This window comes from Paraburkholderia sp. BR10936, from assembly GCF_040965735.1.
In the GTDB taxonomy this organism is placed as follows: Bacteria; Pseudomonadota; Gammaproteobacteria; order Burkholderiales; family Burkholderiaceae; genus Paraburkholderia; species Paraburkholderia nodosa_A.
Map to the genome: position 1 here is coordinate 70,803 of NZ_JBFRCM010000006.1, position 25,849 is coordinate 96,651.

Consider the following 25,849-nt stretch of genomic DNA (forward strand, 5'->3'; position numbering starts at 1 on the left):
CATGAGCGCGAACCGCCGTTGCGCAACCTTGCGCGCGCGCTGCCAGCGTGCGCTGGCGAGCGCCGCTTTCCTCGCCGCTTCCGTCATGACGGCGGCCGCGCCTGCCGCGCAGGCACAGGCTGCCGAAACCGCGCAGCCCGCGTGGACGCTCGACCGCCTGATGTCCACGCTCGCGCAGCGCAAGTCCGGCCGCGCGAGCTTCACCGAGACGAAGTACCTCTCGATTGCGACACAGCCCGTGGAGTCGTCGGGCGAACTCGTGTTCGTCGCGCCCGATCATCTGGAAAAGATCACGCAGAACCCGAAGCCCGAGCACCTCGTGGTGGACGGCGACATGCTCACCGTGCAGCGCGAGAACCACAAGTACACGCTGGCGCTCGCGCGCTATCCGGAACTGGGCGCGTTCATCGAGAGCATCCGCGCGACGCTCGCAGGCAACCGCTTCGCGCTGGAGCAGGTGTACAAGGTCGCGCTCACGGGTGAGGGCGACGACTGGACGCTCACGCTCACGCCGCTCGACTCGCGCATGCGCAAGGTAGTGAGCACCATCACGATAGACGGCACGCGCGACGCGATGCGCAGCGTCGCGATCCAGCAGGCAGACGGCGATCATTCGGTGATGCGCCTGCATGCCCTTTCCGCGGACGCGAACTGATGGACCCGCGCGCCCATCCGGTCCTTGCGCGCGGCTGCGCGCTCGTGCAGCGGCGCGCCGTTGCGGTGTGGCTGCTGTGCCTCGTCGCGTGCGCGGTGGCGATCGGCCGCGCGAACTTCACCGCCGATCTCTCGGCGTTTCTGCCGCGCTCGCCGAGCCCCACGCAGCAAGTGCTCGTCGATCAACTGCGCGACGGGCTGGCGTCCCGGCTCATTCTGATCGGCATCGACGGCGGCTACGAGAGCACGCGCGCGGAGCTTTCGCGCCGCGTGGCGGCGAGCCTGCGCGCCGACCCGCAATTCGTGGCGATCCACAACGGCTCGGGCCAGAACGACGCGCGCGACGAGCAGTTCATGTTCGCCCACCGCTATGTGCTGAGCCCCGCGGTCACGCCGCAACACTTCACGGAACAAGGGCTGCACGAAGCGCTGGGCGAGAGCCTCGATCTGCTGACTTCGTCGGCGGGGCTGGTTGCCAAGGACCTGCTGCCGCGCGACCCGACGGGCGAAGTGGCGGCGATGGTCGGCCAGCTCGATAGCGCGGCGCAGCCTGCGAGCCGCGGCGGCGTTTGGGCCTCGCGCGACGGCCGGCGCGCCGTGCTGGTGGCGCAAACGGCGGCCGCCGGCTCCGACACGGACGCCCAGTCCCGCGCCATCGACGCCGTGCGCGCCGCTTTTGCCGCCGCCACGCGCACCTTGCCCAATGCTTCGGCCTACCAGGTATCGCTGACGGGGCCGGGCGTGTTCGGGGTCGCCACGCGCGACGCGATTCGCCACGACGTGGAACGCCTCTCCACCCTGAGCCTCGTGCTGATCGTCGCGCTGCTGCTCACGCTGTACCGTTCGCCGCGCACGCTGGGGCTCGGGCTCCTGCCGGTGTTCTCGGGTGTGGCGGCGGGCATTGCGACGGTTTCGCTCGTGTTCGGCACGGTGCATGGCTTGACGCTCGGCTTCGGCACGACACTGATGGGCGAGGCGGTGGACTACTCGATCTATCTGTTCGTGCAGTCGTCGCAGGGTGGCCCCCGCGGCGCCCCTCAGGGCCGCGAGTCGATGCGCGCATGGCTCGCCGCTTACTGGCCGACCATCCGCCTTGGCGTGCTGACCTCGGTGTGCGGCTTCGCGACGATGCTGTTCTCGGGCTTCCCCGGCCTCGTGCAACTCGGGCTCTATTCGATCGCGGGCCTCCTGAGCGCCGCGCTCGTCACGCGTTTCGTGCTGCCGCAACTGTCGGGCGGCGCAGTCGCGATCCGCGATGTGTCGCGTATCGGCGCGGCGCTCGCGCGCCTGGCGCACGCCGCACCGCGCCTGCGCTGGCCGCTCGCGGCGCTCGTGCTCGCCGCGCTCGCGTCGCTCTGGCTGCATCGCGACGACCTCTGGAGCCACGAGCTTGCCGCCTTGAGCCCCGTGCCGGCCGCGAGCCAGGCGCTCGACACGCGCCTGCGCGCGGACGTGGGCGCGCCCGACGTGCGCTATCTCGTGGTGATTCCGGCCGCGAGCGAGCAGGCCGCGCTCGAAGGCGCGGAGAAGGTCGGCGCGCAGTTGGAGCCGCTCGTCGAGCGTGGTGTGCTGGGCGGCTTCGAGAGCCCCGCGCGCTACCTGCCGAGCGACGCCACCCAGCGTGCACGCCTCGCGAGCCTGCCCGGCAACGACGTGCTCACGGCGCGCCTGCAGGAGGCGCTCAGGAACCAGCCGGTGGATGTGAGGCCCGACGCCTTCGCGCCGTTCCTCGCCGACGTCGAGGCGGCGCGCAACGCGCCGCTCGTCACGCGTGCGGACCTCAAGGGCACGTCGATGGCGCTCGCCGTCGATGCGCTCCTGACCCAGCGCGACGGCCAGTGGAGCGCCATGCTCGCCTTGCGTGCGCCGCGCCATTCACAAGGCGCGCAGGCCGTGAATACGCCGAGCCTCGACGCCAGCTCCGTGAGCGGCGCCGTCGCCCGTGCGAACGTGCCGGGCGCGCTCTTCGTCGACATGAAGGCCGAAGCCGACCGCATGTACGTGGACTACGTGCACGAAGACATTCGCCTCTCGCTCGCGGGTTTCGCCGTCATTGTCGTGCTGCTGGTGTTCGCGCTGCGCTCGTTCTCGCGTGCGGCGAGGGCGCTCGCGCCGCTCGTCGCGGCGGTGCTGGTCGTGGCGGCGGGATTCGCGCTGGCAGGCGTGTCGCTCACCATTCTGCACCTGGTCGGGATGCTGCTCATCGTCGCGGTGGGCTCGAACTATGCACTGTTCTTTTGCAAGCGCGACGACGAAGCGGGCATCACGCCGCGCACGCTCGTCTCGTTGCTCGTCGCCAATCTCGCGACGGTGGCAGGCTTCGGCCTGCTCTCGCTGTCTCATGTGCCACTGCTCGAAACGTTCGGGCTGACGGTGGGGCCGGGCGCGATGCTCGCGCTCGTGTTCGCGGCGATTCTCGCGCCGCCGCTCGTGCACAGCAGCGACGAGGCGCACCTGAGCGCCGATACGCGCGACGAGCGGCGGCACGCTCGCCCGCGTACCGAACCCGCGCAGATGACCCACCCGCACGGAGGCCGCGCATGAATTCGGCTTCGTTGCGCGCTACGCATGCGACGCCCGCGTCCGCCACGGCGCGCCGCTGGAGGCCGTCGCCGCTCATAAGCGGCGCGGCGGCGCTGCCCGCGGGAGCGGCCGCCGCCGTGGCCGCGCAGCCGCACGCGTGGCCGTGGGCCGCGGGCAGCGTGGTCGCGTCGCATCTCGCGCTGATCGCCGCGGGCCTGTGGCCGCGCAGCGCGTTGCTCGGCCCGAACTGGACGCGCCTGCCCGAGCACGCGGGGCAGCGCATCGCGCTCACCATCGACGATGGTCCGGACCCCGAAGTGACACCGCGCGTGCTCGACCTGCTCGACCACTTCGATGTTCGCGCAACCTTCTTCTGCATCGGCGATCTCGCGCGACGCCACCCGCATCTGGTCGAAGCGATCGTGGCGCGCGGCCATGCCGTCGAGAACCATAGCCAGCGCCATCGGCATACGTTTTCAGTCTCGGGGCCCATCGTGATGAAGCGCGAGATCGAGGCGGCGCAGCGCACGCTTACCGAAATCGCGGGGACGCCGCCGCGCTTTTTCCGCGCACCGGCGGGCCTGCGCAATCCGTTCCTCGAGCCGGTGCTGTGCGGCCTCGGCCTGCACCTCGCGAGCTGGACGCGGCGCGGCTTCGACACCCGCGCGAAAGACGCCGGCACGGTCACGCACCGCCTGCTCGACGGCCTGGCTGCGCGCGACATCCTGCTCGTGCACGACGGCCACGCGGCGCGCGACGCAAGCGGCAAGCCGCTCGTGCTCGACGTGCTGCCGCCGCTCCTGCGCGCCGCCGCCGAACGCCAGCTGCAGTGGACCACACTGCGCGCGTGCCTCGACGGCGAAGCCGGTCAACCCTGATTCCACCGCTGCGCAAACGGAACGACTGACGTGAAACCACTGATCCTTTCGCATTTCACCGCTACCAGCTGCCTCGGGCGCGGGCTCGACGCGACGCTCGACGCGCTGCGCGGCAAGCGCGGGGGCCTCGCGCGCTGCGACTTCGCGCGCGCGGACCTCGATACGTGGATTGGCGAAGTGGCGGGCCTCGAGAGCGAGACCCTACGCGCCGACCTCGCGGACTATGCGTGCCGCAACCACCGTCTCGCGCAGATCGGCTTCACGCAGGACGGTTTCGCCGAACACATTCGGGCCGCCGTCGCGCGCTATGGCGCCGAGCGGGTGGGCGTGTTCGTCGGCACCAGCACCTCGGGCATTCTCGAAACCGAAAACGCCTACCGGCAGCGGGACCTGGAAAGCGGCGCGCTCAAGCCGGGCTTTCATTACGCGCAGACGCACAACCCGTTCGCGCTGGCCTCGTTCGTGCGCGCCTATTTTGGCCTGCGCGGCCCGGCCACGTCGATTTCTTCGGCCTGTTCCTCGGGCGCGAAGGTGTTTGGCTCCGCCCGCCGCATGATCGAAGCGGGGCTGATCGATGCGGCCGTGGTGGGCGGCGTCGATTCGCTCTGCCTGACGACGCTGTACGGTTTCAACTCGCTCGAACTGCTTTCGCGTGATCCGTGCCGCCCGTTCGACGTGAACCGCAACGGCATTTCGATTGGCGAGGCCGCGGCGTTCGCCTTCCTCGAGCGCACGCCCGACACGCTGGACGACGACGCCATCCTCCTGCTCGGCGTGGGCGAATCGAGCGACGCGCATCACATGTCGTCGCCGCATCCCGAAGGGCTCGGCGCGCGCGCCGCGATGGCGCAGGCGCTTTCCACCGCGGGCGTGGCCCCAGGAGAAATCGGCTACATCAATCTGCATGGCACGGCCACGCCAAGCAACGACGTCGCTGAAAGCCGCGCGATCAACGCACTGTTCGAGCGCACGCCATGCAGCTCGACCAAGGGCGCGACGGGGCATACGCTCGGCGCGGCGGGTGCGCTCGAAGCCGTGATCGCGGCGCTCGCGCTGCGCCATCGTTTCGTGCCCGCCGGCGTCAACACCACGCAGCCGGACGCCGCGCTCGGCCTCGACTACGTGCTGGAAAGCCGCGAAGCGCAAGTCGGCGCCGCACTCAGCAATTCATTCGGTTTTGGCGGCACGAACTGCAGCCTCCTGTTTGGGCGCGCGGACCGCGCACATCACGGATGACCGCCATGAAACTTTCCGTATTCATCGAAAGCGTCGGCGTGATCGGCCCGGGTCTCGCCAACTGGCCGCAGACGGCCGACGTGCTCGCCGCGCGCGCGCCCTACGCGAGCGCACGCACGGTGCTGCCGCCGCCGGAGGGGTTGCCGGCGGCAGAGCGCCGCCGCACCGGGGCCGTCGTCAAGACCGCGCTCGCCGTGGGCCACGAAGCCGTCGCGGCGAGCGGTCGCGACGCGACGACGCTTGCCGCCGTGTTCGCCGCCTCGGGTGGAGATGGTCAGAACTGCCACATAATTTGCGACGCGCTGGCAAGCGACGACCGCCTGCTTTCGCCCACGCGTTTTCACAACTCGGTGCATAACGCGCCCGCGGGATACTGGAGCATCGCGACGCGCGACCGGGCCGCATCGAACGTGCTGTGCGCGCACGACGGCAGCTTCGCAGCGGGGCTGCTCGAAAGCGCGTGTCAGGTGGCCGTGGATGGCGTGCCCACCTTGCTGATCGCCTACGACGCCGACTATCCCGAGCCGCTGCACGCGTTGCGTCCCGTGGCCGATGCATTCGGCGTCGCGCTCGTGCTCGCGCCGCAGGCCAGCGCGACGACGCTCGCGCGCCTCGACGTGACGCTCACCGAAGCGCTCGCGACGCCGCTCGCCTCGCCTGAACTCGAAGCGCTGCGCACGAACAATCCCGCCGCGCGTGTGCTGCCGCTGCTCGAAGCGCTCGCGCGCATGGATGCATCCGGCCAGCCTGCGAGCGTGGTCATCGACTACATGCCCGAGCTGCGTGTGCAAATCGACGTCGAGCCCGTGGACGCGTCTGGAGAGGGGGCATGACGACGCAAGCCACTCTGCCCGCTACGCTCGCGGACGTGATCGCGAACGCCGCGCCGGGCGCGCCGCTCGACCGCGCATGGATCGCGGCGCGCATACCGCATAGCGGCGCGATGTGCCTGCTCGACGCGGTACAGTCATGGGATGAGACGCGTATCCGCTGCATCGCGACCAGCCATCGCGATCCGCACAATCCGCTGCGCTCGCGCGGCCGCCTTGCGGCGGTGTGCGGCGTGGAGTACGCGGCGCAGGCCATGGCGGTGCATGGCGCGTTGCTCGGCGCACTGGACGGCGCAGAGGCCGAGCGTCCGCGCGTCGGTTTTCTTGCGAGCGTGCGCACGGTAGTGGCGCATATCGAGCGCCTCGACACGCTCGCCGCGCCGCTCGCGATCGAAGCCGAACGCGTGAGCGGCAGCGGCAACACGGTACTCTATGGTTTTACGGTGCGCGGCGAGGGCCGCGTGCTGCTTACGGGACGCGCGGCAGTCATGCTCGACGCGTCCGCAGTCATTCGATGACAATACAAAAGGGAGCCCGATGATGAAATCCAAACGGTTCATACTTGCCGCGCTCGTGCTGGGCATGGCCAGCACGATGGCGCACGCCGACCTTCACGAAGTGAAGGAGAACATCAAGCACGACTCGAAGGAAGCGGCCACGAAAACCGGCCACGCCGCACGCGACTTCGGCCACGCCACCGCGCACGCGGCGAAGACGGTGGGCCACGGCATCGCGCATGCGTCGCGCGAAGGCTACGAGGCCACCAAGCGCGCGACCAAGCGCGTGTTCCATAAGGACGGCAACGGCGAAAGCAGCGAGAAGAGTCAGGCGTAAGGCGTTTTTTGCGATGTACCGGCGCGCGTAGGCGTTTACCCTCGCGAACCACTACGCGCCGCCCATACCCCTCCACCCGGCGTGCCTTCCCGTCCGCGCCCTGTTATCCGGCTCGCCGCCGGCCCGTACCTTTCGCCCCAACGCTTCAAGAATCGCGCCGCCCTTGCCGTTAACGCAGGGGCGGCGCAATCGCTCGCCTGACGGCGAGCGGTTTGCCGCGCACCACATTAGAGATCGAGCCGGCCGCGGGCGCTACCTGCACCACAGGCACCGCGGCAACAAGAGGGGAAGAAGGTATGGTCTATTCCCAAGCGGCGGGAGCGTTCGGCGCAGCGGGATCACGGGGCGGTCAGTCGGAGGTGTCGAAAGAATCGGACGGGGCAACCAGCGGGGCCGCGAACGGAACCGATGCGGCGCTCGCACAGGAGCGCAGCGTATTGCGGCTGGTGTCGCGCAGCATGCCGCTGCCGGAACTGCTGGCGGAAGTCTGCTGTCGCGCCGGGCGGCTGCTGGGCGCGGGCGCAAACTGTGCGGTCCTGCAACTCGATGCCGACGGCCAGCGCCTGCGCATCGGCAGTGCGCCGAACTTGCCGGCGCAGTATCACGCCGCGTTCGACGGCACGCCGGTCGGTTCCGGCACGAGCCCGTCCGGCACGGCGATCGCCGAGCGGCGCACGATATGCGTGGAGGACTACGAACTCGCGCACGAGTGGGGCGAGTACCGCCGCATCGCGCTCGACAGCGGCCTGCGCGCGGTCTGGACGACGCCGCTCGACGACGACAACGGCGGCGTGCTGGGCGCGCTCGCCGTGTACCAGAGCCGGCCATGGCGGCCCAGCGCGGCCGAGGAGGCGCTGCTGTGCGACATCGCCCACAGCGTCGCGGCCATGCTCAACCAGCAGACCATGGCCGAGCGTCTCGCGCTCAGCGAGGAGCACCATCGCCTCGTGGTGGACCACCTCAACGAAGGCATCGTGATGCAGGCCCGCGACGACACCGTGCTCGCCTGCAATCGCAGCGCGCGGCGCCTCCTGCGCCTGCCCGAGCACGCTGTCGGCATGAGCATCATGCAGGTGATTCCGCGCGTGCTCGACGAAAGCGGCAAGCCCCTGCCCACCTCGAAGCGCCCGAGCATGAAGGCGCTCGAGACGGGCAAGCCGGTGCTCGGCGAGACCGTCGGCCTCGAACTCGCGGACGGCGAGATCGTCTGGGTGAGCGAGAACGTGCTGCCGATCTTCCGGCCCGGCGAAAGCGAGCCGATTTCCGTGGTGGTCTCGTTCACGGATATCGGGCCCGTGCGCGAGGCGCAGCAGCAATTGCGCTACCTCGCCACGCGCGACGCGCTCACAGGCCTGTACAACCGCACCTTCCTCGCCGAGCGCATGCACGCGATGCTGGAGCGCGCTACGTGTTCGGCGAAGCCGGCGCTCCTCTTCGTCGATCTCGACGGGTTCAAGAAGGTCAACGACACGGGCGGCCACGAAGCCGGCGACTCGCTGCTGCGCGACGTGGGGCGGCGCCTCACCGGCTGCGTGAGCGAGGGGGACACGCTCGCACGCGTGGGTGGCGACGAATTCGTGATCGCGGTGTGCTGCTACAAGGGCGTGGACGACCTTGTCGCGCTTGCGCAGCGCGTGCTCGGCGCGCTTGCCGCGCCGTTCGCGGTCGCGGGCAACGAGTACTACCTGGGCGCCTCGATCGGCATCAGCCTGTATCCCGACGATGGCCGCAGCGCCGCCGCACTCATGCGCAACGCCGATTCGGCCATGTACGCGGCCAAGCAGCGCGGCACCAACCAGTTCCAGTTCTTCACGAACGAGTTGCGCCAGCACCTGCAGCGCCGTTTCCAGATCGAGCGGGGGCTGCGCCGCGCGCTCGCTTCGGGCGAGCTGCGCCTCGTCTATCAGCCGATCGTGGATGGCGAAAGCGGCCGCATGATCGGCGCCGAGGCGCTACTGCGCTGGGAGAGCGAGGAGCTCGGCCAGGTCTCGCCGGTGGAGTTCATCCCCGTGGCCGAGGACACCGGCATGATCATCCCGATCGGCCAATGGGTGCTCGAGCACGCGTGCCGCCAGGCCGCGCAGTGGCGGCGCCTCTTCGCGCCCGACTTCGTCATGGCGGTCAACTTCTCGCCGCGCCAGATCGCGGACGGGCTGGTCGAACAGGTGGAGGGGTGCCTCGCGCGCACGGGCCTCGCGCCCGACGCGCTCGAAGTGGAGATCACCGAAGGCATTCTGATGAGCGACAGCCAGAGTGTGCTGCCTCTCCTGCACGCGCTGAACGCCATTGGCGTGCGCATTTCAGTGGACGATTTCGGCACCGGCTACTCGTCGCTTTCGTATTTGAAGCGCTTTCCGCTGCACCATCTGAAGGTCGATCGCACGTTCGTGGCGGGTCTGCCCGACAACCGCGACTCCGTGGCGATCACCTCGGCCGTCGTGGCGATGGCGCATTCGCTCGGCATGCGCGTGACCGCCGAAGGCGTGGAAACGCCCGAGCAGGCGTCGTTTCTGCGCTCGCTGCGCTGCGAGCGGCAGCAGGGCTACCTGTTCGGCAGGCCGGTGAGCGCCCAGGGCTGCGCGGCGCTCCTGCGCGAGCATGCTGCTGGCCGCTTGCGCGAGGGCGTGTGAGCGTGTCCTGATCCGGCACGCTCGTGCGGGAGCGGCAGGCTCAAGATTTCCCGCGCCAGGCCGTAGACGTTGGCAGAGAGCGGATGCCGGACGCATCGCGCCACACGTAAAGGACACCAGAGAATCATGGATAGCGGCTTCGCAATCGACGAACGAACCCGCCTGACGAGCACGAACCAGTTCGAGCTGCTGCTTTTCCGTCTCGGCGCGGCGCCGGGCAGCGACGTTGGCGAAGTCTTCGGCATCAACGTTTTCAAGGTACGGGAAATTCTGAGCATGCCGGCGATCACTCCGATCGCGGCGTCGTCCCCCTACGTGCTGGGCGCGGCGAACATCCGCGGCCAGGTGATGCCCGTGATCGACCTGCCGCGGCTCATGGGCTGCGAGCCGGTCACGGGCCTGAACATCCTGCTCGTGACCGAATTCGCGCGTTCCACCCAGGGCTTCGCGCTCGAAAGCGTGGACGAGATCGTGCGGCTCGAATGGAGCCAGGTGCTGACCGCCGACGTCACGATGGGCAACCGCGTAACGAGCATCGCGCGGCTCGAGAACGACCCCGAGAGCAAGAAACTCGTGCAGGTGGTGGACGTGGAGCAGGTGCTGCGCGACGTCTTCCCGGCGCAGCACGGCGCGGTCGTGCCGGAGGAGGTGGGCGAGCCCGCGATGATTCCGCCGGGTGCGAAGGTGCTGGCCGCCGACGACTCGGGCTTCGCGCGCGAGCTGATCGGCCAGAGCCTCAAGGCGCTCGGCGTCGAATACACGATGGCGAAGACGGGACTCGAAGCGTGGAAGCAGCTCGACGAGATTGCCAGGAACGCGGAGCGCGACGGCGTGCGCGCGAAGGATCGCATTGCGCTCGTGCTGACCGACCTCGAAATGCCGGAGATGGACGGCTTCACGTTGACGCGCAAGATCAAGGCGGACCCGCGCACCGTGGATATTCCGGTGGTGATTCATTCGTCGCTCACGGGCACGGCGAATGAGGCGCACGTGAAGAATGCAGGCGCGAGCGGCTACGTGGCGAAATTCGCCGCCGGCGACCTCGCGGGGGCGATTCGCAGCGCGCTCGCCGGCAAGCCCATTTACGCCTGATTTCATCAGCGGATGTTCGCGCCGGTGCGCAATGTCTGCGCAAGATCGCCGATGGCGACTACGGCAATCTCGGTGACGTTTCAACGCTGGCCGACCCGCGTGTCGTGAAGGAGTCGATCGATCGTCGCGTTGCTCAGTCGTGCATTAGCGCATCAACGCGCGAACAGGCGCCCCAGCTGCGGCTCGCTATCCTGCACCCCCGCGAGCCGCAGCGCGTGCCACGCCATCGCGTAGTTGCTCGACAGAACGGGCTTGCCGGTCTGCGCCTCGATCTGAGGCACGAGCGCGGCCACGCGCAGGCTGGTGCACGACACGAACACCGCATCGGCATCGTCGTGGCGCGCCAGCGTTTCTATCGCACTGCGAATCGAACTCGCATCGATGCGCGCCACCTCGTTGTCGTCCGCGTGCTCGAACGAAGCCATGCGTGTGACGGCCACGCCGCGCGCCTCGATGTAATCGCGCATGAAGTCGTTGATGGTACGCACGTAGGGTGTAAGAAGCGCCACGCGGCGCACCTTGAGCGCCTTTAGCGCGGCGAGCGCGGCCGTGATCGGCGTGGTGCAGGCAATATCGGGCCGCGCCTCGCGGATGCGTGCCGCAACCTTGTCTTCGCCTATCACCATCGAAGCCGACGTGCAGCCGAACGCCACCACGTCGAGGCGCTCGCCGGGCAGCATGAGGTTCACGGCGGGGGCGATGCGCGCCTCGATTTCCGCGAGGCGAGGCGGCGTGATGTCCGGCGAATTCGCGAGCCGGCTCTCGTAGAACGCCACGCCCGGCTGGCGCAACAGATCGCGCCATTCGTATTCGATCGTATGATCGGTGGCCAGCACGACGAGGCCGATCGCGGCGCGGCGGGCAATGCCGCCGTCGAGCGCGAAGCCGAGCTTCGTGTAGGCATCCTCGTGATCTTGCGGCGGTGCGGTAATGGTCATCTCAGCATCAATCCCGTCATGTCGAGTTCGGGCTCGCGCCCGGCCATGATGTCGGCGAGCAGTTTTGCGGTGCCGCACGACATGGTCCAGCCCATGTGTCCGTGACCCGTGTTCAGAAAGAAGTTGCGATGGCGCGTGCGGCCGATCAGCGGCGTGCCTTCGGGCGTCATCGGCCGCAGCCCGGCCCAGTACGCCGGCTGCGTGTAGTCGGCGCCCTGGGGAAAGAGTTCGCGCGCCGCCTGCATCATGGACGTGAAATCGGCGGGCGTGTGGCGCGTGTCGTAGCCCGCGAAATCCGCGGTGGCCGTGAAGCGCAGGCGCGCGCCAAAGCGCGCCCATGCCACGAGGTGATTCTCGTCGACGCCACCCATCTCGGGAGGCCGGTCCCCGGGCCCGCAGGGGAACGTGGCCGAATAGCCCTTCACCGGATAGACCGCGATGCGATAGCCGAGTGGCCGCGCGAGGATCGGCGACCAGGAGCCGAGCGCGAGCACGTAGTCGTCGCCCTGAATCATGCCCGCGCTCGTGCGCACGCCGGCAATGCGGTCGCCGGTGGCTTCGATGGCCTCGATCGGGGCATCGAACACGAAGCGCACACCCATACGTTCGCAAACTTCCTTGAGCCCGCGCGTGAAGCGGTGGGCATCGCCGCTTGCGTCGCTGGGGCAGTAGATCGCGCCCGCGATGCGCTCGCGCGCGTGGGCGAGCGCCGGTTCGCGTGCTGCAACGGCGGCGGCGTCGAGCGTTTCGAGCGGCAGTCCGTTTTCCACGAGGATCGACATGTGGGCGCGGCCGCGCTCGAACGAGGCGGCGTCGCGATAGAGATAGAGCAGGCCGCGGCTGATGAGGTCGTATTCGAGTTGCTCGCGCGCCGTGACCTCTTGCAGTTGATGCTGCGAATAGCGGCACAACTTGACCTTGCGCGAGGTGTTCTCGCGCGAGCGCGCCTCGGTGCAGTTGAGCAGGAATTGCGCGCACCAGGCCCACATATGCGGATCGGCCTTCAGGCGCAGGCGCAACGCCTGGCCCTCGACGAACAGCGATTTGAGCAGGATTTTCGGCGCACGCGGCGAGGCCCACGTGTACGAGTGCCCCGGCGCGACGAGCCCCGCGTTGGCGAAACTGGTTTCGAGTGCAACGCCTGAGCGTCGCTCGATAACGGTAACGTCGCGGCCGTCGCGCGCAAGGTAATACGCGCTCGTGACGCCCGCGATGCCGCCGCCCAGTACGATGGTCTTCATTCGCACCCCTCCATGCGTGTATACAAATTACCTTCACGCTGCCGCGAGCGCACGTAATTTGTATACGCGCATACCCTAGGCAGTTAAACGGTGACGTGCATCTATCATGGATAAGTCGTTATGCGCCGGTCCCATGCAAGCCGCGCGCCATGAGCGCGAGAGACCTGCAGGGCATCGCACTGGACGAATTATTTCGTTTCGCTAACTGACCGCGCGGGCTCGCCTGCGTTGCGGCATCGCCCGGTCGGGTCCACGCTCAGGAGCCGCTCACATGAATCCTCAGAACAATGGCGCGCTGCACGCAACCCTCGCGCTCACGCTCTTCTCGCTCGCCGCGCTGGCGCCTGGACTCACCCAGGCGCAGACCATCAAGATCGGCGTGCCGGTGCCGCTTTCGGGCAGCAGCGCCGCAGCGGGCACGGATATCCTGAACGGCGCGAAGCTCGCGGCCGCCAAAATCAACGCGGCGGGTGGCGTGCTCGGCAAGCAGATCGAACTCGTGCCCGAAGACGACGCATGCGACGCACAAACGGCGGTACAGGCCGCGCAGAAGCTCGTGGACGCGGGCGTGGTTGCCGTGGCGGGCGGCTACTGCTCGAGCGCGGCACTGCCCGAATTGACCGCATTCCACCGCGCCGGCATTCCCTACGTGCTCGATGCCTCGACCAATCCGAAGCTCACGGAAATGGGCTACGACAATGTGTTCCGCACGATTGGCCGTGACGACGAGCAAGGGCCTTTCGCGGCCAGCTTCATCAAGAATTCGCTGCACGCGAAGCGCGCGGCAGTGATCGACGACAACACGACCTACGCCAAGGGTCTCGCGCAGAACACCGTGGAATCGCTCAAGAAGATGGGCGTGGACGTGGTCTATGCCGACTCGATCACGCCGGGCCAGATGGATTATTCGCCGACGCTCACCAAGGTATCCTCGCTCAAGCCGGACGTGATCTATTACACGGGCTATTTCTCCGAAGCGGGTCTGCTCGTGAAGGAAGCCCGCCAGGTGGGCCTGAAGATGACCTTCATGGGCGGCGACGGCACCAATGACCCCACGCTCATGAAGACGGCAGGGCCAGCCGCCGACGGCATGATCATCACGACTGCGCCGCTCGCACAGTTCCTTCCTGGTGCGCACGACTACCTCGATCAGTACAACAAGAGCTATGGTCAGGGGCCGGGACCGTACTCGGTGTACGAGTACGACGCCGTGGGCGTGACCGCCAAGGCCATCGCCGACGGCAAGTCGGCAAAGCCCGCAGACATCAGCGCCGCGCTGCACAAGATCACGGACTACCAGGGCGCCACGGGAACGATCGGCTTCAATCCGAAGGGCGACCGCAGCCGTGCCGTGTACATCACGGTCGTCGTGCATAACGATCAGTTCGAGCCTTACCAACGCCAGGATGCCAGCGGCAAGTGGGTGGCTATGAAGTAAGCGTACCGGGCCGCTCATGAGCACCTTCTTCCAGTTCGTCATCGAGGGGCTGACGATCGGCTCGTTCTACGCGCTCGTCGCCCTCGGCTACACGATGGTCTACGGCATTATCCGGCTCATCAACTTCGCACACGGGGATCTCTTCATGGTGGGCGCGTTCGTGGGCTGGACCGCGCTCGCCGCGCTCGCGGCCGCTCGCCTGCCGCTCGCGCTCGCGCTGTTCGTGGCCTTCGCGGTGGCCATGCTCGCGACCGGCGTGCTCGGCGTGGCGATCGCGCGCGTGGCCTATCAGCCGTTGCTGCGCGCGCCGCGCCTGTCCATTCTCATTACGGCGCTAGCCGTTTCTCTGCTGCTGGAGAACGGCGTCCTGATTGCCTACGGCGCGGGCTTTCGTACGTACCCGCACCTGCTCACGCATACCGGCTTCGACGTTGCGCAAGTGCACATCACGTTCGCGCAGATCGGCATTATCGCGGCCAGCTTCGCGCTGATGATCGCGCTGTATCTGTTCGTACACCATACGTTCGTCGGTACGGCCATGCGCGCGCTCGCCATCGACCAGGACGCGGCGCGGCTCATGGGCATCGACGTCGAGCGGCTCATCCAGCTCACGTTTTTCATCGGTTCGGCGCTCGCCGCGGTCGCCGGCGTGATGGAAGGGCTCTTCTACACGCAGATCAACTTCTTCATGGGCTTCGTGCTCGGGCTGCGCGCGTTCACGGCGGCCGTGCTCGGCGGCATCGGCAATATTCCGGGGGCGATGGTGGGCGGCTTCCTGATCGGTTTGCTGGAGGCGTTCGGCGCGGGATATGTCTCCTCCCAATGGACCGACGTGTTCGTGTTCGGTGTGCTGATCGCCGTGCTCGTGGTGAAGCCCACCGGGCTATTCGGCGAACGCGTGGTCGAGAGGATGTGAGACATGCGCGCGCGGGCCACGGACACTTCATGGGTCGTTTCCGGCGTGCTGCTCGCGTTGGCGATCGCGCTGCCCAAGTTCGCGAGCGGCTATGTCGTCGATGTCGGGCTCACCATCATCACCTACGCGATTCTGGGCCTCGGGTTGAACATCGTCGTGGGCTATGCCGGGTTGCTCGACCTCGGCTACGCGGCGTTTTTTGCCATCGGCGCCTATACGACGGCGCTGCTGGAAACGCTGCTGCACTTCTCGTTCTGGGCGACGCTGCCGTTCAGCCTGGTGTTCGCGGGCGCTTCCGGCGTCGTGATCGGCTACCCCACGCTGCGCCTGCGTAGCGACTATCTCGCCATCGTCACGCTCGGCTTCGGCGAGATCACGCGCATCGTTGCCACCAATCTCGACATTACCGGCGGCCCGAACGGCATCTACGGCATCGAGCCGCCGAGCCTGTTCGGCTTCGAATTCAGTTCGCCGCGCTCGGTGTATGTGCTGGGCATGGCGTTCTTCATCGTCGTGCTGGTGTTCGCCGTGCGGCTCGGACGCTCGCGCCTCGGCCGCGCTTGGACCAGCATCCGCGAGGACGAAGCCGCCGCCGAAGCGGTGGGTGTCGCGACCCTGCGCGTGAAGATGCTCGCCTACGTGATCGGCGCACTGATCGGCGGCCTCGCGGGCAGTCTGTTCGCCGCGCGCTTCGGCACGATCGACCCCACGGCGTTCACCTATCTGCAGTCGGTGACGATTCTCATCGTCGTCGTGATGGGGGGGCGCGGCAGCATTCCCGGCGTGATACTCGGCGCGCTGATCGTCGCGGGGCTGCCGGAAATGCTGCGCTTTTTGAACCTGTGGCGCATTTTCGGCTTTGCCGTGGCGCTCGTCGTGCTCATGTTGTTGCGTCCGCAAGGATTGTGGCCGGCGCGCGTGAGGCGTGCCGCGCCGCGGCCCGAAGAGGAAACGGTGGCGCACGAAGCGGAAGCCGCGGAAGCGGCGGGCAAGGAAACCGAGGCGGCCGTTTCCCTCGCCGATAGCGGCGGCCTCGAAGCCGCCGCCGCGCGCGAAACCCTGCTCGAGGTGCATGACCTCGAGCGCCGCTTTGGCGGCGTGCGCGCGATTGGCGGCATTACCTTCCAGGTGCGCAGCGGCGAAATTCTCGCGTTGATCGGCCCGAACGGCGCCGGCAAGACCACGGTGTTCAACTGCCTGACGGGCGTAATCCGGCCGAGCGGCGGCCGCCTCGTCTGGCGCGGCGAGCCGCTTGGCGGCGGCGCGCCCCATCGCAACGTGCATCGCGGCATTGCGCGTACGTTTCAGGGCATTCGCCTGTTTAACCATATGAGCGCATTCGAGAACGTGCTGATCGGCATGGATCATCGCCTGCACACGGCCCTTGTAGCGGAACTGGTGGGCACGCGCGCCGCGCGCGCCGAGGCGGCCGAGCACGGCGCGCTCGGGCAGCGCTGGCTCGATCTGGTGGGGCTCGGCGCGCGGGCGAGCGAATATGCCTCGGACCTTCCCTATGGCGATCAGCGCAGGCTGGAAATCGCCCGCGCGCTGGCGAGCCAGCCACGCTTGTTGCTGCTCGACGAGCCCGCCGCCGGCATGAACCCAACCGAAAAGCACGCGTTGATGGCGCAGATCCGCCGCATCCGCGACCTGGGCGTGACCGTGCTGCTGATCGAACACGACATGGCGCTCGTGATGGGCGTGTCCGACCGCATCATCGTGATGGACCATGGCGAGATCATTGCTCAGGGCACGCCCGCGCAAATCCAGAACGACCCGGTGGTGATCGACGCCTACCTGGGCACGGCGGAGGAAGACGACGGACCCGACGCCACGGACGGGGAGAAGTCGCTATGGGGGTAGAGACGTCCGACAAACTCCTCGACGTTCGCGACCTGCGCGTGAACTACGGCAACATCGAAGCGCTGCACGGCGTTTCGCTCGATGTCGAGCCGGGCGAGATCGTCGCGCTGCTCGGGGCCAACGGCGCGGGCAAGACCACGACGCTGCGCACCATCTCCGGACTGCTGCGTCCGCGCGGCGGCAGCATCGGGTTCGAGGGGCAGGCGCTCGTCGGGCTGCCGTCGCATCGCATCGTCGCGCTCGGGATCGGGCACGTGCCGGAGGGGCGCCGTATTTTCGGCGGGTTGACGGTCGAGGAGAACCTGCGCCTGGGCGGCTACCTGTTGCGGCGCGATGCCGGCGCGCTCGATCAGGGCATTGCTCAGGCATACGAAACATTCAGCCGGCTGCGCGAGCGCAAGGACCAGCTTGCCGGCACGCTCAGCGGCGGCGAGCAGCAAATGCTCGCGATTGCGCGCGCGCTCATGCTCAAGCCCAAACTCGTGCTGCTCGACGAGCCTTCCATGGGGCTCGCGCCCAAGCTCGTGCGCGCGATCTTCGAAGTGATCGCGCGCATCAGCCGCGCGGGCACGGCGGTGCTGCTCGTAGAGCAGAATGCGCGGCAGGCGCTGCGCATCGCGAACCGCGCCTATGTGCTGGAAGGCGGCCGCGTGGCGCTCGCGGGTTCGGCCCATGAACTGGCCGACGACAACCGCGTGCGCGCCACCTATCTCGGCGGCAGCGCGGCGGCGCAGGAGGGCGGGGCCGTCTAGGGCACCAGATCGGTTCTCTGGAACATTCATTATTCATAGAGAGAATCATTATCGTTCGCATTAGCAATTATTCATCATCCGATGCAAAATACGAGACACAGCGATGGCCGACGCATCGGGCATAAATTGCGCAAAACCGGCATTTATCTGGAAAATGAGCGAAGGAAGATTCGACCGTGGATCAAATATGGCGGCGACCGCTTGAAATCCCGCACCGCAAGCTCGAACGGCCAATCGTGGCGGCAAGCTACCAGTACGACGCTGCCCATAAGGGATCGTGGCTTTCGCACGATCAGGGGCGGTTCGTCTTTACGGAGAGCGGGGTGCTACGTGTGACGACGCCCAGCGGCATGTGGACGCTCGGGCCGCAGCGCGGGCTGTGGATCGCGCCGCGCGTGCGCCACGAATTGATCGCGACGACCGCGGTGAGCCTGCATAGTGTGTCGTTCGAGCCGCAGGCGTCGCCGTGGCCGGAATCCGCATGCCATGCGATGCGGGTTTCACCGCTGTTGCGCGAACTGGTGGCCGCGCTGGTCGAAGACCGCGAGCGCGGCCCGGAGTGCCGCTACGCGCTCATTACGCCGCTGTTGCTCAGCGAAATGCGCAATGCGCGCGAGGCCTTAGGCGGCGGGTTGCCGCTGCCGCTCGACCGGCGCTTGCGGCAGATTTGCGATTTCCTGCTGGCGGCGCCTGCCAACGGCGACTCGCTCGCGACCTGGGGCGAGCGCGTGGGGGCAAGTGAACGCACGCTCGCGAGGCGCTTCAAGGACGAGACCGGGTTGACGTTCGGCCACTGGCGCCAGCAGCTGCGCATCGTCGAGGCCGTGTCGAGGCTCGCCCAGGGCGTGCGCGTGGCGGAGATCGCGGCCGAGCTCGGCTATGCGAATTCGAGCGCGTTCATCTCCATGTTCCGCAAGACGATGGGCGAGCCGCCTCAGCGGTATTTGAAAAGCGAGCCGCGTTGAAGGCGTTTGCCGTTCTCGTGGCGCGCGTCACATCTGCTTGAACAGGTGTGCGTACTGGCGGCTTACATCGAGAGCGCCCGCGTGGCCGCGCAGCCTCAACGTCATCTTCCCGATCGCGCTGACCGAGGCGCATTCCACCTGATCCACGTTGACCACCGTGCCGCGGTGAACCTGCCAGAAGCGCGCCGGGTCCAGTTGCGCGGATAACTCTCGCAGGCTCGTGCGGATCAGCAATTCGCCGCTGTGCGTCGTGACCACGACATATTTGTCGGCTGCTTCGAAGTACAAAACATCTTCCACCGGCACCATGCGGATGTCGTTACCGCTCGAGGCGCGCAGATATCGCAGCGGGGCCCCGCGCGGGGCGCTTTCCGCATTGCCCGCTCGTGCACCGGCGCGCGCTTCGCGAACGTCCTGGGTGATCGTTTCGAGCTGGCGCAGCACGCGTTGCAGATCGGCCTGCATCTGCGGCGCCTCGGCGTCGTTTGCCGCCGATCGCGCGAGCCGGACGCGCAGGCGCTCCACCGTCCGCGCGAGCCGCGCAGTCTCCACGGGCTTGAGCAGATAGTCGATGGCCGCGGCCTCGAAGGCCTCGAGGGCATACGCGTCGTAGGCGGTTACGAACACGATTTGCGGCGGCGCGGCGAGATTCGCGCACGCGCGCGCGACATCGAGGCCGGTCGCGCCCGGCATGGCGATGTCGAGGAACGCGACGTCGGGCGTCAGCGCGCCGATGCGTTCGATGGCTTCCTGGCCGTTGCCGGCCGTTGCCACGATGCGCAGTTCCGGCCACGCGGCGGCCAGTTCGCGTTCCAGGGCGGCGGCGATCAGCGGCTCGTCCTCGGCGATCAGTGCGGTCGGGGTGTCGGGCGAGCGGTGCGAGGCGTCGCCGTGTTGCGCCGTATCTGCGGGCGCGTGGCGTTTCATGATCTGGACTCCTGCACGCTTGCACCAACAGCATCGCGCAGCGGCAGCCGCACCCGCGCAACGAGGCCATGCGGCACGTTCTCGATCAGCGTGAGCGCCGCCTGCTCGCCATAGAGCGCCGCGAGCCGCTCGCGCACGTTCACTAGCCCGACGCCCGCGCCCTGGGTGCCCGGCGTCGCGCCAAAACCCGGGCCCGTATCGGTCACGCTCAGCTCGACATGGTCACCGTCGCGCCGTGCGGCAACGTCGATTCTGCCGCCCTCGAGCGCACCCTGGATGCCATGCTTGAGCGCGTTCTCCACGAGCGGCTGCAACAGCATGGGCGGCACCGGGAGGTCGGCGCAATCGAGCGGCAGGTCGAGCGCGTAGGCAAGGCGCGGGCCGATACGCATGGCATGCACGGCGAGCATCGAGTCGAGCACCTTGAACTGCACCGCGAGCGTTTCGCTTTGCGCGCGCGAGGCCTCGAGCGTCGCGCGCAGGAAGCGGTTGAGGCTTGCGAGCAGTTCGCGCGCACGCGGCGGGTCGGACGCGATCAGGCTGTCGAGCGTCGCCAGCGTGTTGAAGAGAAAGTGCGGCTCGATCTGGGCCTGCAGCGCCTGCAGGCGCGCGCTGAGCGCCGTGCGCTCTGCGGCTTCCTTTTGCCATGCCGTGCGCGCGACCTGTTCGCTCAGCTCGGCAATGCGCGTGCGCGACCAGCCATACCAGGTGACCAGCAGCGTGGCGGTCAGCGCGATCCAGCCGGTGAGCGCGAGATCCTTCGTCGCGAACGCGTTGTGCAAGCCGATTCCGAGCACCACGCTCGCGATGCCGCGCCCGAGCGACGCGCCGAGCACGATGGCGAGCACCATCGCCAACGCGAGGCGCGGACCCGTGAGCGCATCGTGGCGTTGCAGAAAGAAGCGGGCGACGTCGAGCAGCAGCATGATCGAAAGCCCGATCGCCTGGCTGAAGACGAGGTTGTCGATGAAGCGCTCGTGAACGCCCGCGGCGGTGAGCGCGACCGCAATCAGCGCATTGCCTATGACGACGATCACGCCCTCGCGCGCGAACCCGGCGAGCAGGACATTGGCCGTCGGCGCGGGGAGGCGGGCGGCGGCGTTCGGAAACTCGACGTGCATGCCAGGAATCATGCGAACCAGCTCGTGACGATGAGGTTGAGCAACCGGTGCGGCGTCGCAACGGCGGCAAGACCGGCCGCGATGAGGCTGAAGAACGAACCGCGCATGGCGAGGCGATGGCCGCGGACGTTGCCGTGGCGGATCGCCCAGATGGCGCGCCCGACGCTTGCGAACGTCAGCAGCGACAGGCCGTGCACCCAGGACAGATGCCCCGGATGCAGCTCGCGGATATCGAACGAGCTGAGCGCGGCGGTAAGCATCGTCAGCGCCCAGAGGCGGCCGAGCCACTTGTGCCGCGCGCTGCCCTTTTCGGCCAGCATGACGGCGGTTCCGAGTATGACAGAAAGTGTTGCGGCGACGACGTGCGCAGCAATGATGGCAGACATGCTGGCTCTCCATGGCGGGTCGAGCGGGGGCGATGTCTGCAGTGTGGTGAATGGGGGCGGGGCGGGCGAGGGGGATGCGACGAAGTGTGGGGAAACGGGCGCGAACGGGGCCTGGGTGGCGCGAACGGTCGGCAGGCGGACCGCGCGGCGCCACTCAATCCGGCGGCGCGTTGTCGATTTCCCGCAGAATCTCTTCGAACGGCGCGGGCTTGACGAGATGCCGGTCGAAGCCTGCCTCGCTCGCTGCCTGGCGGTCGCGCTCCTGGCCGTAGCCCGTCAGCGCGATCAATTGCACGTGCGCAGTGGCCGGCCCGGCGCGCAGCGCCTTCGCCAGCGCGTGACCGTCCATGCCGGGCAAGCCGATGTCGAGAATCGCGACGTTGGGCAGGAAGCTCTGCGCGAGCGCGAGTGCGCTCGGTCCGTCGTGCGCCACGCGCACCTCGTGGCCTTCGAGTTCCAGCAGCATGAGCAGCGAAGTAGCGGAATCGACGTTGTCGTCGGCGATCAGCACGCGGCGGCGCGGCGGCGCGATTTGTTCCCCTGCGCCCGGCGCTTCGTCGCGCGGCGCTTCGCACTGCGACGCCCGCGCGAGCGGCAGACGCACGACGAATTCCGAGCCGTGTCCAAGCCCGTCCGAATGGGCGCTCACCGAGCCGCCATGCAGTTCCGCGAGTTCGCGCACGAGTGCGAGGCCGATGCCGAGGCCGCCGTCGGCGCGCTTCACGGCTTCGCGCGACTGCATGAAAAGCTCGAACACGTAGGGCAGCTCGTCGGGCGCGATGCCGATGCCGTTGTCGCGCACGCGAATCAGGATCTCGTAGACGTCCTGTTCGAGCCGCAACGCGATCTGGCCGCCTTCGGCCGTGTACTTCGCGGCGTTGGAAAGCAGGTTGCTCATGATCTGCGCCACGCGTATCGCGTCGCCGGTCACGTGGCACGGCTCGCAGTCGATCTCGACCGTGAGCGTTTGCGATTTCGCGTCGAGGAAGGGCCGGCTCGTTTCCACGGCGGTCTGGACGATCTCGCGCAGGTCGAGCGTGCTCATCTGCAGCGCGATCTTGCCGTGCGAGATGCGCGAGACGTCGAGCAGGTCGTCGACGAGGCGGCCGAGATGCTCGACCTGGCGGCTCGCGATCTGCCGCGCGTCGGCGCGCATGACATCGTTCGCGCCATGGCGCGGGTCGAGTAGCGCGATGGCGTTGCGAATCGGCGCGAGCGGATTGCGCAGTTCGTGCGCAAGTGTCGCGAGGAAGCGGTCCTTGCGGCGGTCGGCGTCACGCAGCGCTTTTTCGGCCGCGTAGAGGCGCAGGAGCGCGCGCACGTTCGCCACCAGCTCGGCGGGCTCGACGGGCTCGGTGAGGTAGCTGTCGGCGCCGCCGTCGAGCGCGAGAATCTTGTCGCGCGTCTGCACCGCGGCGGCGGAGGTCTGCAGCACGAGCGTGGAGTTCGTTTCCGGGTCTGCCTTGATGAGGCGGCACACTTCGATGCCGCTGAGGTCGGGCAGCTTCACGTCGAGCAGCACGATCGCAGGCGCCTGTTCGCGCACGGCTTCGAGCGCGGCCTGGCCCGTCGCGGCTTCGATCACGGCGTAGCCGGCGTGGCGCAGCACGCGCGACTTCACGTAGCGCGCGCCTTCGTTGTCGTCGACGTTGAGGATCAGCGTGGTCTGCGCGTTCATGGCGCCGCGTCCCCGGAGGTCTCGGGTTCGTCCTCGACGGACGTCGCGAGGCACACCGGCACGTTCAGGCGGAACGTCGAGCCCACGCCGGGCTCGCTTTCCACGCCCACTTCGCCGCCCAGCAGCGCCGCAAGCTTGCGGCACAGCGGCAGGCCAAGACCCGTTCCCTTCACGCGCTGCTGGAGGCGGTTCTGCACCTGGCCGAACTCCTCGAAAATGATCTGGTGGTGTTCGGGAGCAATTCCGATGCCCGTGTCCGCGACGAAGAAGGTGATGCGCGCTTCGTCGCCGGCGCCGGGCATGCACTGGGCGCCCACGCGAATCTGCCCGCGCTCGGTGTACTTGAGCGCGTTCGAGACGAAATTGCGCAGGATCTGCGTGAGTTTGGGTTCGTCGGTGTAAAGCTGCGGCAGGCCTGCCGTGGAACCGAACTCGAGCGTGACCTCCGGCGTATCGAGCAGCGGCAAGAGCATGGTGCGCAGCGCGGCGAAGAGGTCGGCGGCATCGAACCACGTGGGCACGACTTCGGTCTTGCCGGCTTCGATCTTCGCGAGATCGAGCAGGTCGTTCACGGTCTCGCCCAGGCTTTCCGCCGACGAAAGAATCAGCTTGACCTGGCGTTCCTGCTCCACGCTCAGGTCGCCATCGAGCCGGTTGAGCAGCAGGTTGGCGAGCGCGCGGATCGAACTGAGCGGTGTGCGCAATTCGTGGCTCATGTTCGAGAGAAAGCGCGTCTTCATCATGTCGGCGCGGCGCAGCTCCTCGGCGCGCTCGTCGAGTTCGGCGTAGAGCGCCACCACGCCGCGGTTGGTCGCTTCCAGCTCCTGCGTGAGGCGCGAGAGTTCTTCCTGGCGTTCGCGCAGTTCGTCGAGCGCCGTCACGAGTTCGCGGTTCTGCTGCTGCAGTTCTTCGAGCGAGTCGCCATGCGCGCCTTCCTGCGGACTGCGTGCGGCGAGTTCGTGCACGATGCGCTCGAGTTCCGGGCCACTCGCCTCGCCGCGCTCGTGCGGCAAGTCGCGCGTCATGGTGACGGTTGTGCCGCCAGTCGACGAACGAATCTCGAAGCGGTCCATGAGGCGGCGGCTGCCCGTGATGCCGAGGCCCATGCCGCCCGGCGAGCGATAAGTGCCGTCGAGCACGGCTTCGAGTTCGCGCACGCCGGGGCCCTGGTCGCTGACCTGCACGGCGAGCGCTTCGCGCGGCCGCGCGCCTTCCAGCGCGAAGGCGACTTCGCCGCCGCCCGCATATTCGAACGCGTTGCGGGCGATTTCGGAGACGGCGCTCGCAATGCGCGTCTGGTCGAGCGGCGAGAAGCCGAGTCCGGCGGCCAGCTCGCGCGCGCGGCGACGCGCGGCGACGACGTCCTGGGCGGTTTGCAGCCGGATGCGCAGCAGGGGCTTATTCATGATTCAACTGTACTCCGGGGCGGGCGCGCACGACGACGACGGTGGCGTCGTCGCGCCGGCGCGCGAAGTCTCGGTAGAGGACGGCCGCGATCACGGCGGCGGGCTGGTTGGCGAGGCCGGGCCAGGCGGCGAGGTCCCAGCGGGTGCCGATGCCGTCCGAATGCAGGACGAGCAGCGCGTTCTCGCTCCACGTCAGCTCGAACTCCTGGGTGCCGCGCATCGTGTGGCCCACGATGCCGTTGCGCGAGACGAGCTGGTAGCACTCGCGCGCGGGTGGTGCGCCTGCGCCGGCGGAGCGCTGCGCGTGGCCGGTTGAAGCGCGGTTATCGATGGGGCGGCCCGCGCCATACGCGACCGCCGAGATGTTGCCCGTGCCGCAAAACGCGAGCGCGCCGCGCGCCAGATCGATGCGCACGAGCGCGAGCGCCGCGCCGCGCGTGGGGCGCAGGGCCGCGTGCGAGAGTTCCATGAGTGCGGCGGGCGCGAGGCCGGCGCGGCGGCGCAGCACGTCGAGCGCGGCCACGGCGGCCACGTGGGCTTCGGCACCGTGGCCGAGCCCATCGGCGAGTGCGAGCGTGAGGCCGCTCTGGTCGGCCTGCGCCTGCCAGCCGTCGCCGCAGACTTCCTCGCCGGGGTAAGGCACGCAGACCCCGCCGATCTCGGGTCTGGTGAATGCCGCGAGCGCTGCGTTGACGCCGCTTTTCTGCACGAGCACGCGCAACACCGTGCCCGCGCCCGGCTGCGAGTAAATGGCGAACTGGTTCGAGAGCCGCCGGATTGCGCCGAGCCCGGTGCCGGGCGTCCCGGTCGTGGAGTGGCCGTCGGCGAGGGCGATGCCGACGTCGGCCATGCCGGGGCCGCTGTCGAGCGCGATCAGCTCCACCGCGCCCTCCAGCGCGCGCACGAGCAGTTCGCCGTGGCCGGCATGCTTGAGGATATTGGTGGCCGCTTCTGTGAGCACGATCGCGAGGCGGCCGGCGTCGGTCTCGCTGAGCGCCGCAAAGCGCGCGGCTTCGCTGGCGCCGCGGCGTGCAAAGGCGACGCCGCTGGCGTCGCCGATCTCGAAGGAGCGGTGGGTGCCGCCGGCAGAACCGGCCGCGCCGTCTAGCGTACTTTCCATTTCGTGATGGTGACCGTTGTACCGCTGCCCGGAGTCGATTCGATCGTGAACTCGTCGCACAGTCGCCGCGAGCCGCCGAGGCCGAGTCCCAGGCCATTGCCGCTCGTGAAGCCGTCCTGCAGCGCGCGCCCGATATCAGCAATACCCGGACCCTGATCGACGAACGAGAGCCGCAGTCCCACGCGCACGCCTTTTTCCAGCACGTCGAGCCGCGCATCGCCGCCGCCGCCATGCTGCAGCGTGTTGCGTGCGAGCTCGCTCGCCGCCGTCACGAACTTGGTCTGTTCGATGAGCGAGAAGCCCTGCGCGATCGCGGCGTCGCGCACGATCTGTCGCAGCCGGACGATTTCCTCGTCCGATCTCAGGCTCACCTGGGCCGCAAGCCTTCCGGTCGTGTCGTTGCTATTCATGATTGAACGCA

23 protein-coding genes are annotated in these 25,849 nt (G+C 68.2%); 14 read left to right on the forward strand and 9 right to left on the reverse strand.

All coding sequences use genetic code 11. The features are described from left to right. Positions 1-85 precede the first annotated feature (85 nt). From AB4Y36_RS14850 to AB4Y36_RS14890, 9 genes are all read left to right on the forward strand, one after another. Positions 86-655, forward strand: a complete 570-nt coding sequence (locus AB4Y36_RS14850) for an outer membrane lipoprotein carrier protein LolA (RefSeq protein ID WP_368683560.1) — start codon at positions 86-88, stop codon at positions 653-655. Next, positions 655-3,198, forward strand: a complete 2,544-nt coding sequence (locus AB4Y36_RS14855) for an MMPL family transporter (protein ID WP_368683396.1) — start codon at positions 655-657, stop codon at positions 3,196-3,198. The genes AB4Y36_RS14850 and AB4Y36_RS14855 overlap by 1 nt, the downstream gene beginning before the upstream one ends. Further along, on the forward strand, positions 3,195-4,055 hold the full coding sequence (locus AB4Y36_RS14860) for a polysaccharide deacetylase family protein (protein WP_368683397.1): 861 nt from the start codon (positions 3,195-3,197) through the stop codon (positions 4,053-4,055). Before AB4Y36_RS14855 ends, AB4Y36_RS14860 begins: the two co-directional genes overlap by 4 nt. Positions 4,056-4,085: 30 nt before the next feature. Next, on the forward strand, positions 4,086-5,291 hold the full coding sequence (locus tag AB4Y36_RS14865) for a beta-ketoacyl-[acyl-carrier-protein] synthase family protein (protein ID WP_368683398.1): 1,206 nt from the start codon (positions 4,086-4,088) through the stop codon (positions 5,289-5,291). A 5-nt stretch (positions 5,292-5,296) separates the two neighbouring features. Next, on the forward strand, positions 5,297-6,124 hold the full coding sequence (locus AB4Y36_RS14870) for a beta-ketoacyl synthase chain length factor (RefSeq protein ID WP_368683399.1): 828 nt from the start codon (positions 5,297-5,299) through the stop codon (positions 6,122-6,124). Then, positions 6,121-6,639, forward strand: coding sequence for a hotdog family protein (locus AB4Y36_RS14875; RefSeq protein ID WP_368602377.1), 519 nt, complete (start codon positions 6,121-6,123; stop codon positions 6,637-6,639). Before AB4Y36_RS14870 ends, AB4Y36_RS14875 begins: the two co-directional genes overlap by 4 nt. 22 nt (positions 6,640-6,661) lie before the next feature. Further along, complete coding sequence (locus tag AB4Y36_RS14880; RefSeq protein ID WP_368683400.1) at positions 6,662-6,955, forward strand: hypothetical protein; 294 nt, start codon at positions 6,662-6,664, stop codon at positions 6,953-6,955. 296 nt (positions 6,956-7,251) lie between these two features. After that, the gene (locus AB4Y36_RS14885; protein WP_368683401.1) at positions 7,252-9,585 is read left to right on the forward strand and encodes a putative bifunctional diguanylate cyclase/phosphodiesterase; all 2,334 of its coding nucleotides are present in this window, start codon (positions 7,252-7,254) and stop codon (positions 9,583-9,585) included. Between the two features lie 126 nt (positions 9,586-9,711). Next, positions 9,712-10,677: a chemotaxis protein gene (locus tag AB4Y36_RS14890; RefSeq protein ID WP_069265805.1), complete on the forward strand. Its 966-nt coding sequence runs from the start codon at positions 9,712-9,714 to the stop codon at positions 10,675-10,677. Between the two features lie 152 nt (positions 10,678-10,829). Here AB4Y36_RS14890 and AB4Y36_RS14895 read toward each other — a convergent pair whose 3' ends face one another. After that, on the reverse strand, positions 10,830-11,615 hold the full coding sequence (locus AB4Y36_RS14895) for an aspartate/glutamate racemase family protein (protein WP_368683402.1): 786 nt from the start codon (positions 11,613-11,615) through the stop codon (positions 10,830-10,832). Next, entirely contained in the window at positions 11,612-12,856 is a 1,245-nt protein-coding gene (locus tag AB4Y36_RS14900) for a D-amino acid dehydrogenase (protein WP_368683403.1), read from the reverse strand. The genes AB4Y36_RS14895 and AB4Y36_RS14900 overlap by 4 nt, the downstream gene beginning before the upstream one ends. Positions 12,857-13,127: 271 nt before the next feature. Here AB4Y36_RS14900 and AB4Y36_RS14905 point away from each other — a divergent pair, with 271 nt between their 5' ends. From AB4Y36_RS14905 to AB4Y36_RS14925, 5 genes are all read left to right on the forward strand, one after another. Then, on the forward strand, positions 13,128-14,294 hold the full coding sequence (locus tag AB4Y36_RS14905) for a branched-chain amino acid ABC transporter substrate-binding protein (RefSeq protein ID WP_368602380.1): 1,167 nt from the start codon (positions 13,128-13,130) through the stop codon (positions 14,292-14,294). Positions 14,295-14,310: 16 nt separating this feature from the next. Then, positions 14,311-15,210, forward strand: a complete 900-nt coding sequence (locus tag AB4Y36_RS14910; RefSeq protein ID WP_069265809.1) for a branched-chain amino acid ABC transporter permease — start codon at positions 14,311-14,313, stop codon at positions 15,208-15,210. Between the two features lie 3 nt (positions 15,211-15,213). After that, positions 15,214-17,073: an ATP-binding cassette domain-containing protein gene (locus AB4Y36_RS14915; RefSeq protein WP_069265810.1), complete on the forward strand. Its 1,860-nt coding sequence runs from the start codon at positions 15,214-15,216 to the stop codon at positions 17,071-17,073. Next, on the forward strand, positions 17,064-17,825 hold the full coding sequence (locus AB4Y36_RS14920) for an ABC transporter ATP-binding protein (RefSeq protein ID WP_342949045.1): 762 nt from the start codon (positions 17,064-17,066) through the stop codon (positions 17,823-17,825). The genes AB4Y36_RS14915 and AB4Y36_RS14920 overlap by 10 nt, the downstream gene beginning before the upstream one ends. Positions 17,826-18,001: 176 nt before the next feature. Continuing rightward, positions 18,002-18,790 carry a helix-turn-helix domain-containing protein gene (locus tag AB4Y36_RS14925; RefSeq protein ID WP_368618782.1) on the forward strand — a complete coding sequence of 263 codons (789 nt, stop codon included), beginning with the start codon at positions 18,002-18,004 and terminating at the stop codon, positions 18,788-18,790. Between the two features lie 27 nt (positions 18,791-18,817). On the opposite strand, the gene AB4Y36_RS14930 is transcribed toward AB4Y36_RS14925, so the two are convergent. The 7 genes from AB4Y36_RS14930 to AB4Y36_RS14960 all read right to left on the reverse strand — a co-directional run bounded on the left by AB4Y36_RS14930 (position 18,818) and on the right by AB4Y36_RS14960 (position 25,838). Beyond that, entirely contained in the window at positions 18,818-19,717 is a 900-nt protein-coding gene (locus AB4Y36_RS14930; protein WP_083245332.1) for a LytTR family DNA-binding domain-containing protein, read from the reverse strand. Then, entirely contained in the window at positions 19,714-20,850 is a 1,137-nt protein-coding gene (locus tag AB4Y36_RS14935) for a sensor histidine kinase (RefSeq protein WP_368683404.1), read from the reverse strand. Before AB4Y36_RS14935 ends, AB4Y36_RS14930 begins: the two co-directional genes overlap by 4 nt. Further along, a complete protein-coding gene (locus AB4Y36_RS14940; protein WP_368683405.1) occupies positions 20,847-21,224 on the reverse strand; it encodes a DUF2306 domain-containing protein in 378 nt (125 codons plus the stop codon). Before AB4Y36_RS14940 ends, AB4Y36_RS14935 begins: the two co-directional genes overlap by 4 nt. 154 nt (positions 21,225-21,378) lie before the next feature. Continuing rightward, positions 21,379-22,902: a response regulator gene (locus AB4Y36_RS14945; RefSeq protein ID WP_069265815.1), complete on the reverse strand. Its 1,524-nt coding sequence runs from the start codon at positions 22,900-22,902 to the stop codon at positions 21,379-21,381. Next, positions 22,899-24,308 carry a sensor histidine kinase gene (locus tag AB4Y36_RS14950; protein ID WP_368683406.1) on the reverse strand — a complete coding sequence of 470 codons (1,410 nt, stop codon included), beginning with the start codon at positions 24,306-24,308 and terminating at the stop codon, positions 22,899-22,901. Before AB4Y36_RS14950 ends, AB4Y36_RS14945 begins: the two co-directional genes overlap by 4 nt. Further along, positions 24,301-25,428: an ATP-binding protein gene (locus tag AB4Y36_RS14955; protein WP_368683407.1), complete on the reverse strand. Its 1,128-nt coding sequence runs from the start codon at positions 25,426-25,428 to the stop codon at positions 24,301-24,303. The genes AB4Y36_RS14950 and AB4Y36_RS14955 overlap by 8 nt, the downstream gene beginning before the upstream one ends. Further along, complete coding sequence (locus AB4Y36_RS14960) at positions 25,413-25,838, reverse strand: ATP-binding protein (RefSeq protein WP_069265818.1); 426 nt, start codon at positions 25,836-25,838, stop codon at positions 25,413-25,415. Before AB4Y36_RS14960 ends, AB4Y36_RS14955 begins: the two co-directional genes overlap by 16 nt. Positions 25,839-25,849: the final 11 nt, after the last annotated feature.

Bases quoted from the DNA above. Each gene is read 5' to 3' on its own strand.
- AB4Y36_RS14850 (WP_368683560.1), top strand. From the start codon at position 86: ATGACGGCGGCCGCGCCTGCCGCGCAGGCACAGGCTGCCGAAACCGCG.
- AB4Y36_RS14855 (WP_368683396.1), top strand. From the start codon at position 655: ATGGACCCGCGCGCCCATCCGGTCCTTGCGCGCGGCTGCGCGCTCGTG.
- AB4Y36_RS14860 (WP_368683397.1), top strand. From the start codon at position 3,195: ATGAATTCGGCTTCGTTGCGCGCTACGCATGCGACGCCCGCGTCCGCC.
- AB4Y36_RS14870 (WP_368683399.1), top strand. From the start codon at position 5,297: ATGAAACTTTCCGTATTCATCGAAAGCGTCGGCGTGATCGGCCCGGGT.
- AB4Y36_RS14875 (WP_368602377.1), top strand. From the start codon at position 6,121: ATGACGACGCAAGCCACTCTGCCCGCTACGCTCGCGGACGTGATCGCG.
- AB4Y36_RS14880 (WP_368683400.1), top strand. From the start codon at position 6,662: ATGAAATCCAAACGGTTCATACTTGCCGCGCTCGTGCTGGGCATGGCC.
- AB4Y36_RS14885 (WP_368683401.1), top strand. From the start codon at position 7,252: ATGGTCTATTCCCAAGCGGCGGGAGCGTTCGGCGCAGCGGGATCACGG.
- AB4Y36_RS14890 (WP_069265805.1), top strand. From the start codon at position 9,712: ATGGATAGCGGCTTCGCAATCGACGAACGAACCCGCCTGACGAGCACG.
- AB4Y36_RS14895 (WP_368683402.1), bottom strand. From the start codon at position 11,615: ATGACCATTACCGCACCGCCGCAAGATCACGAGGATGCCTACACGAAG.
- AB4Y36_RS14900 (WP_368683403.1), bottom strand. From the start codon at position 12,856: ATGAAGACCATCGTACTGGGCGGCGGCATCGCGGGCGTCACGAGCGCG.
- AB4Y36_RS14905 (WP_368602380.1), top strand. From the start codon at position 13,128: ATGAATCCTCAGAACAATGGCGCGCTGCACGCAACCCTCGCGCTCACG.
- AB4Y36_RS14910 (WP_069265809.1), top strand. From the start codon at position 14,311: ATGAGCACCTTCTTCCAGTTCGTCATCGAGGGGCTGACGATCGGCTCG.
- AB4Y36_RS14915 (WP_069265810.1), top strand. From the start codon at position 15,214: ATGCGCGCGCGGGCCACGGACACTTCATGGGTCGTTTCCGGCGTGCTG.
- AB4Y36_RS14920 (WP_342949045.1), top strand. From the start codon at position 17,064: ATGGGGGTAGAGACGTCCGACAAACTCCTCGACGTTCGCGACCTGCGC.
- AB4Y36_RS14930 (WP_083245332.1), bottom strand. From the start codon at position 19,717: ATGAAACGCCACGCGCCCGCAGATACGGCGCAACACGGCGACGCCTCG.
- AB4Y36_RS14935 (WP_368683404.1), bottom strand. From the start codon at position 20,850: ATGATTCCTGGCATGCACGTCGAGTTTCCGAACGCCGCCGCCCGCCTC.
- AB4Y36_RS14940 (WP_368683405.1), bottom strand. From the start codon at position 21,224: ATGTCTGCCATCATTGCTGCGCACGTCGTCGCCGCAACACTTTCTGTC.
- AB4Y36_RS14945 (WP_069265815.1), bottom strand. From the start codon at position 22,902: ATGAACGCGCAGACCACGCTGATCCTCAACGTCGACGACAACGAAGGC.
- AB4Y36_RS14950 (WP_368683406.1), bottom strand. From the start codon at position 24,308: ATGAATAAGCCCCTGCTGCGCATCCGGCTGCAAACCGCCCAGGACGTC.
- AB4Y36_RS14955 (WP_368683407.1), bottom strand. From the start codon at position 25,428: ATGGAAAGTACGCTAGACGGCGCGGCCGGTTCTGCCGGCGGCACCCAC.
- AB4Y36_RS14960 (WP_069265818.1), bottom strand. From the start codon at position 25,838: ATGAATAGCAACGACACGACCGGAAGGCTTGCGGCCCAGGTGAGCCTG.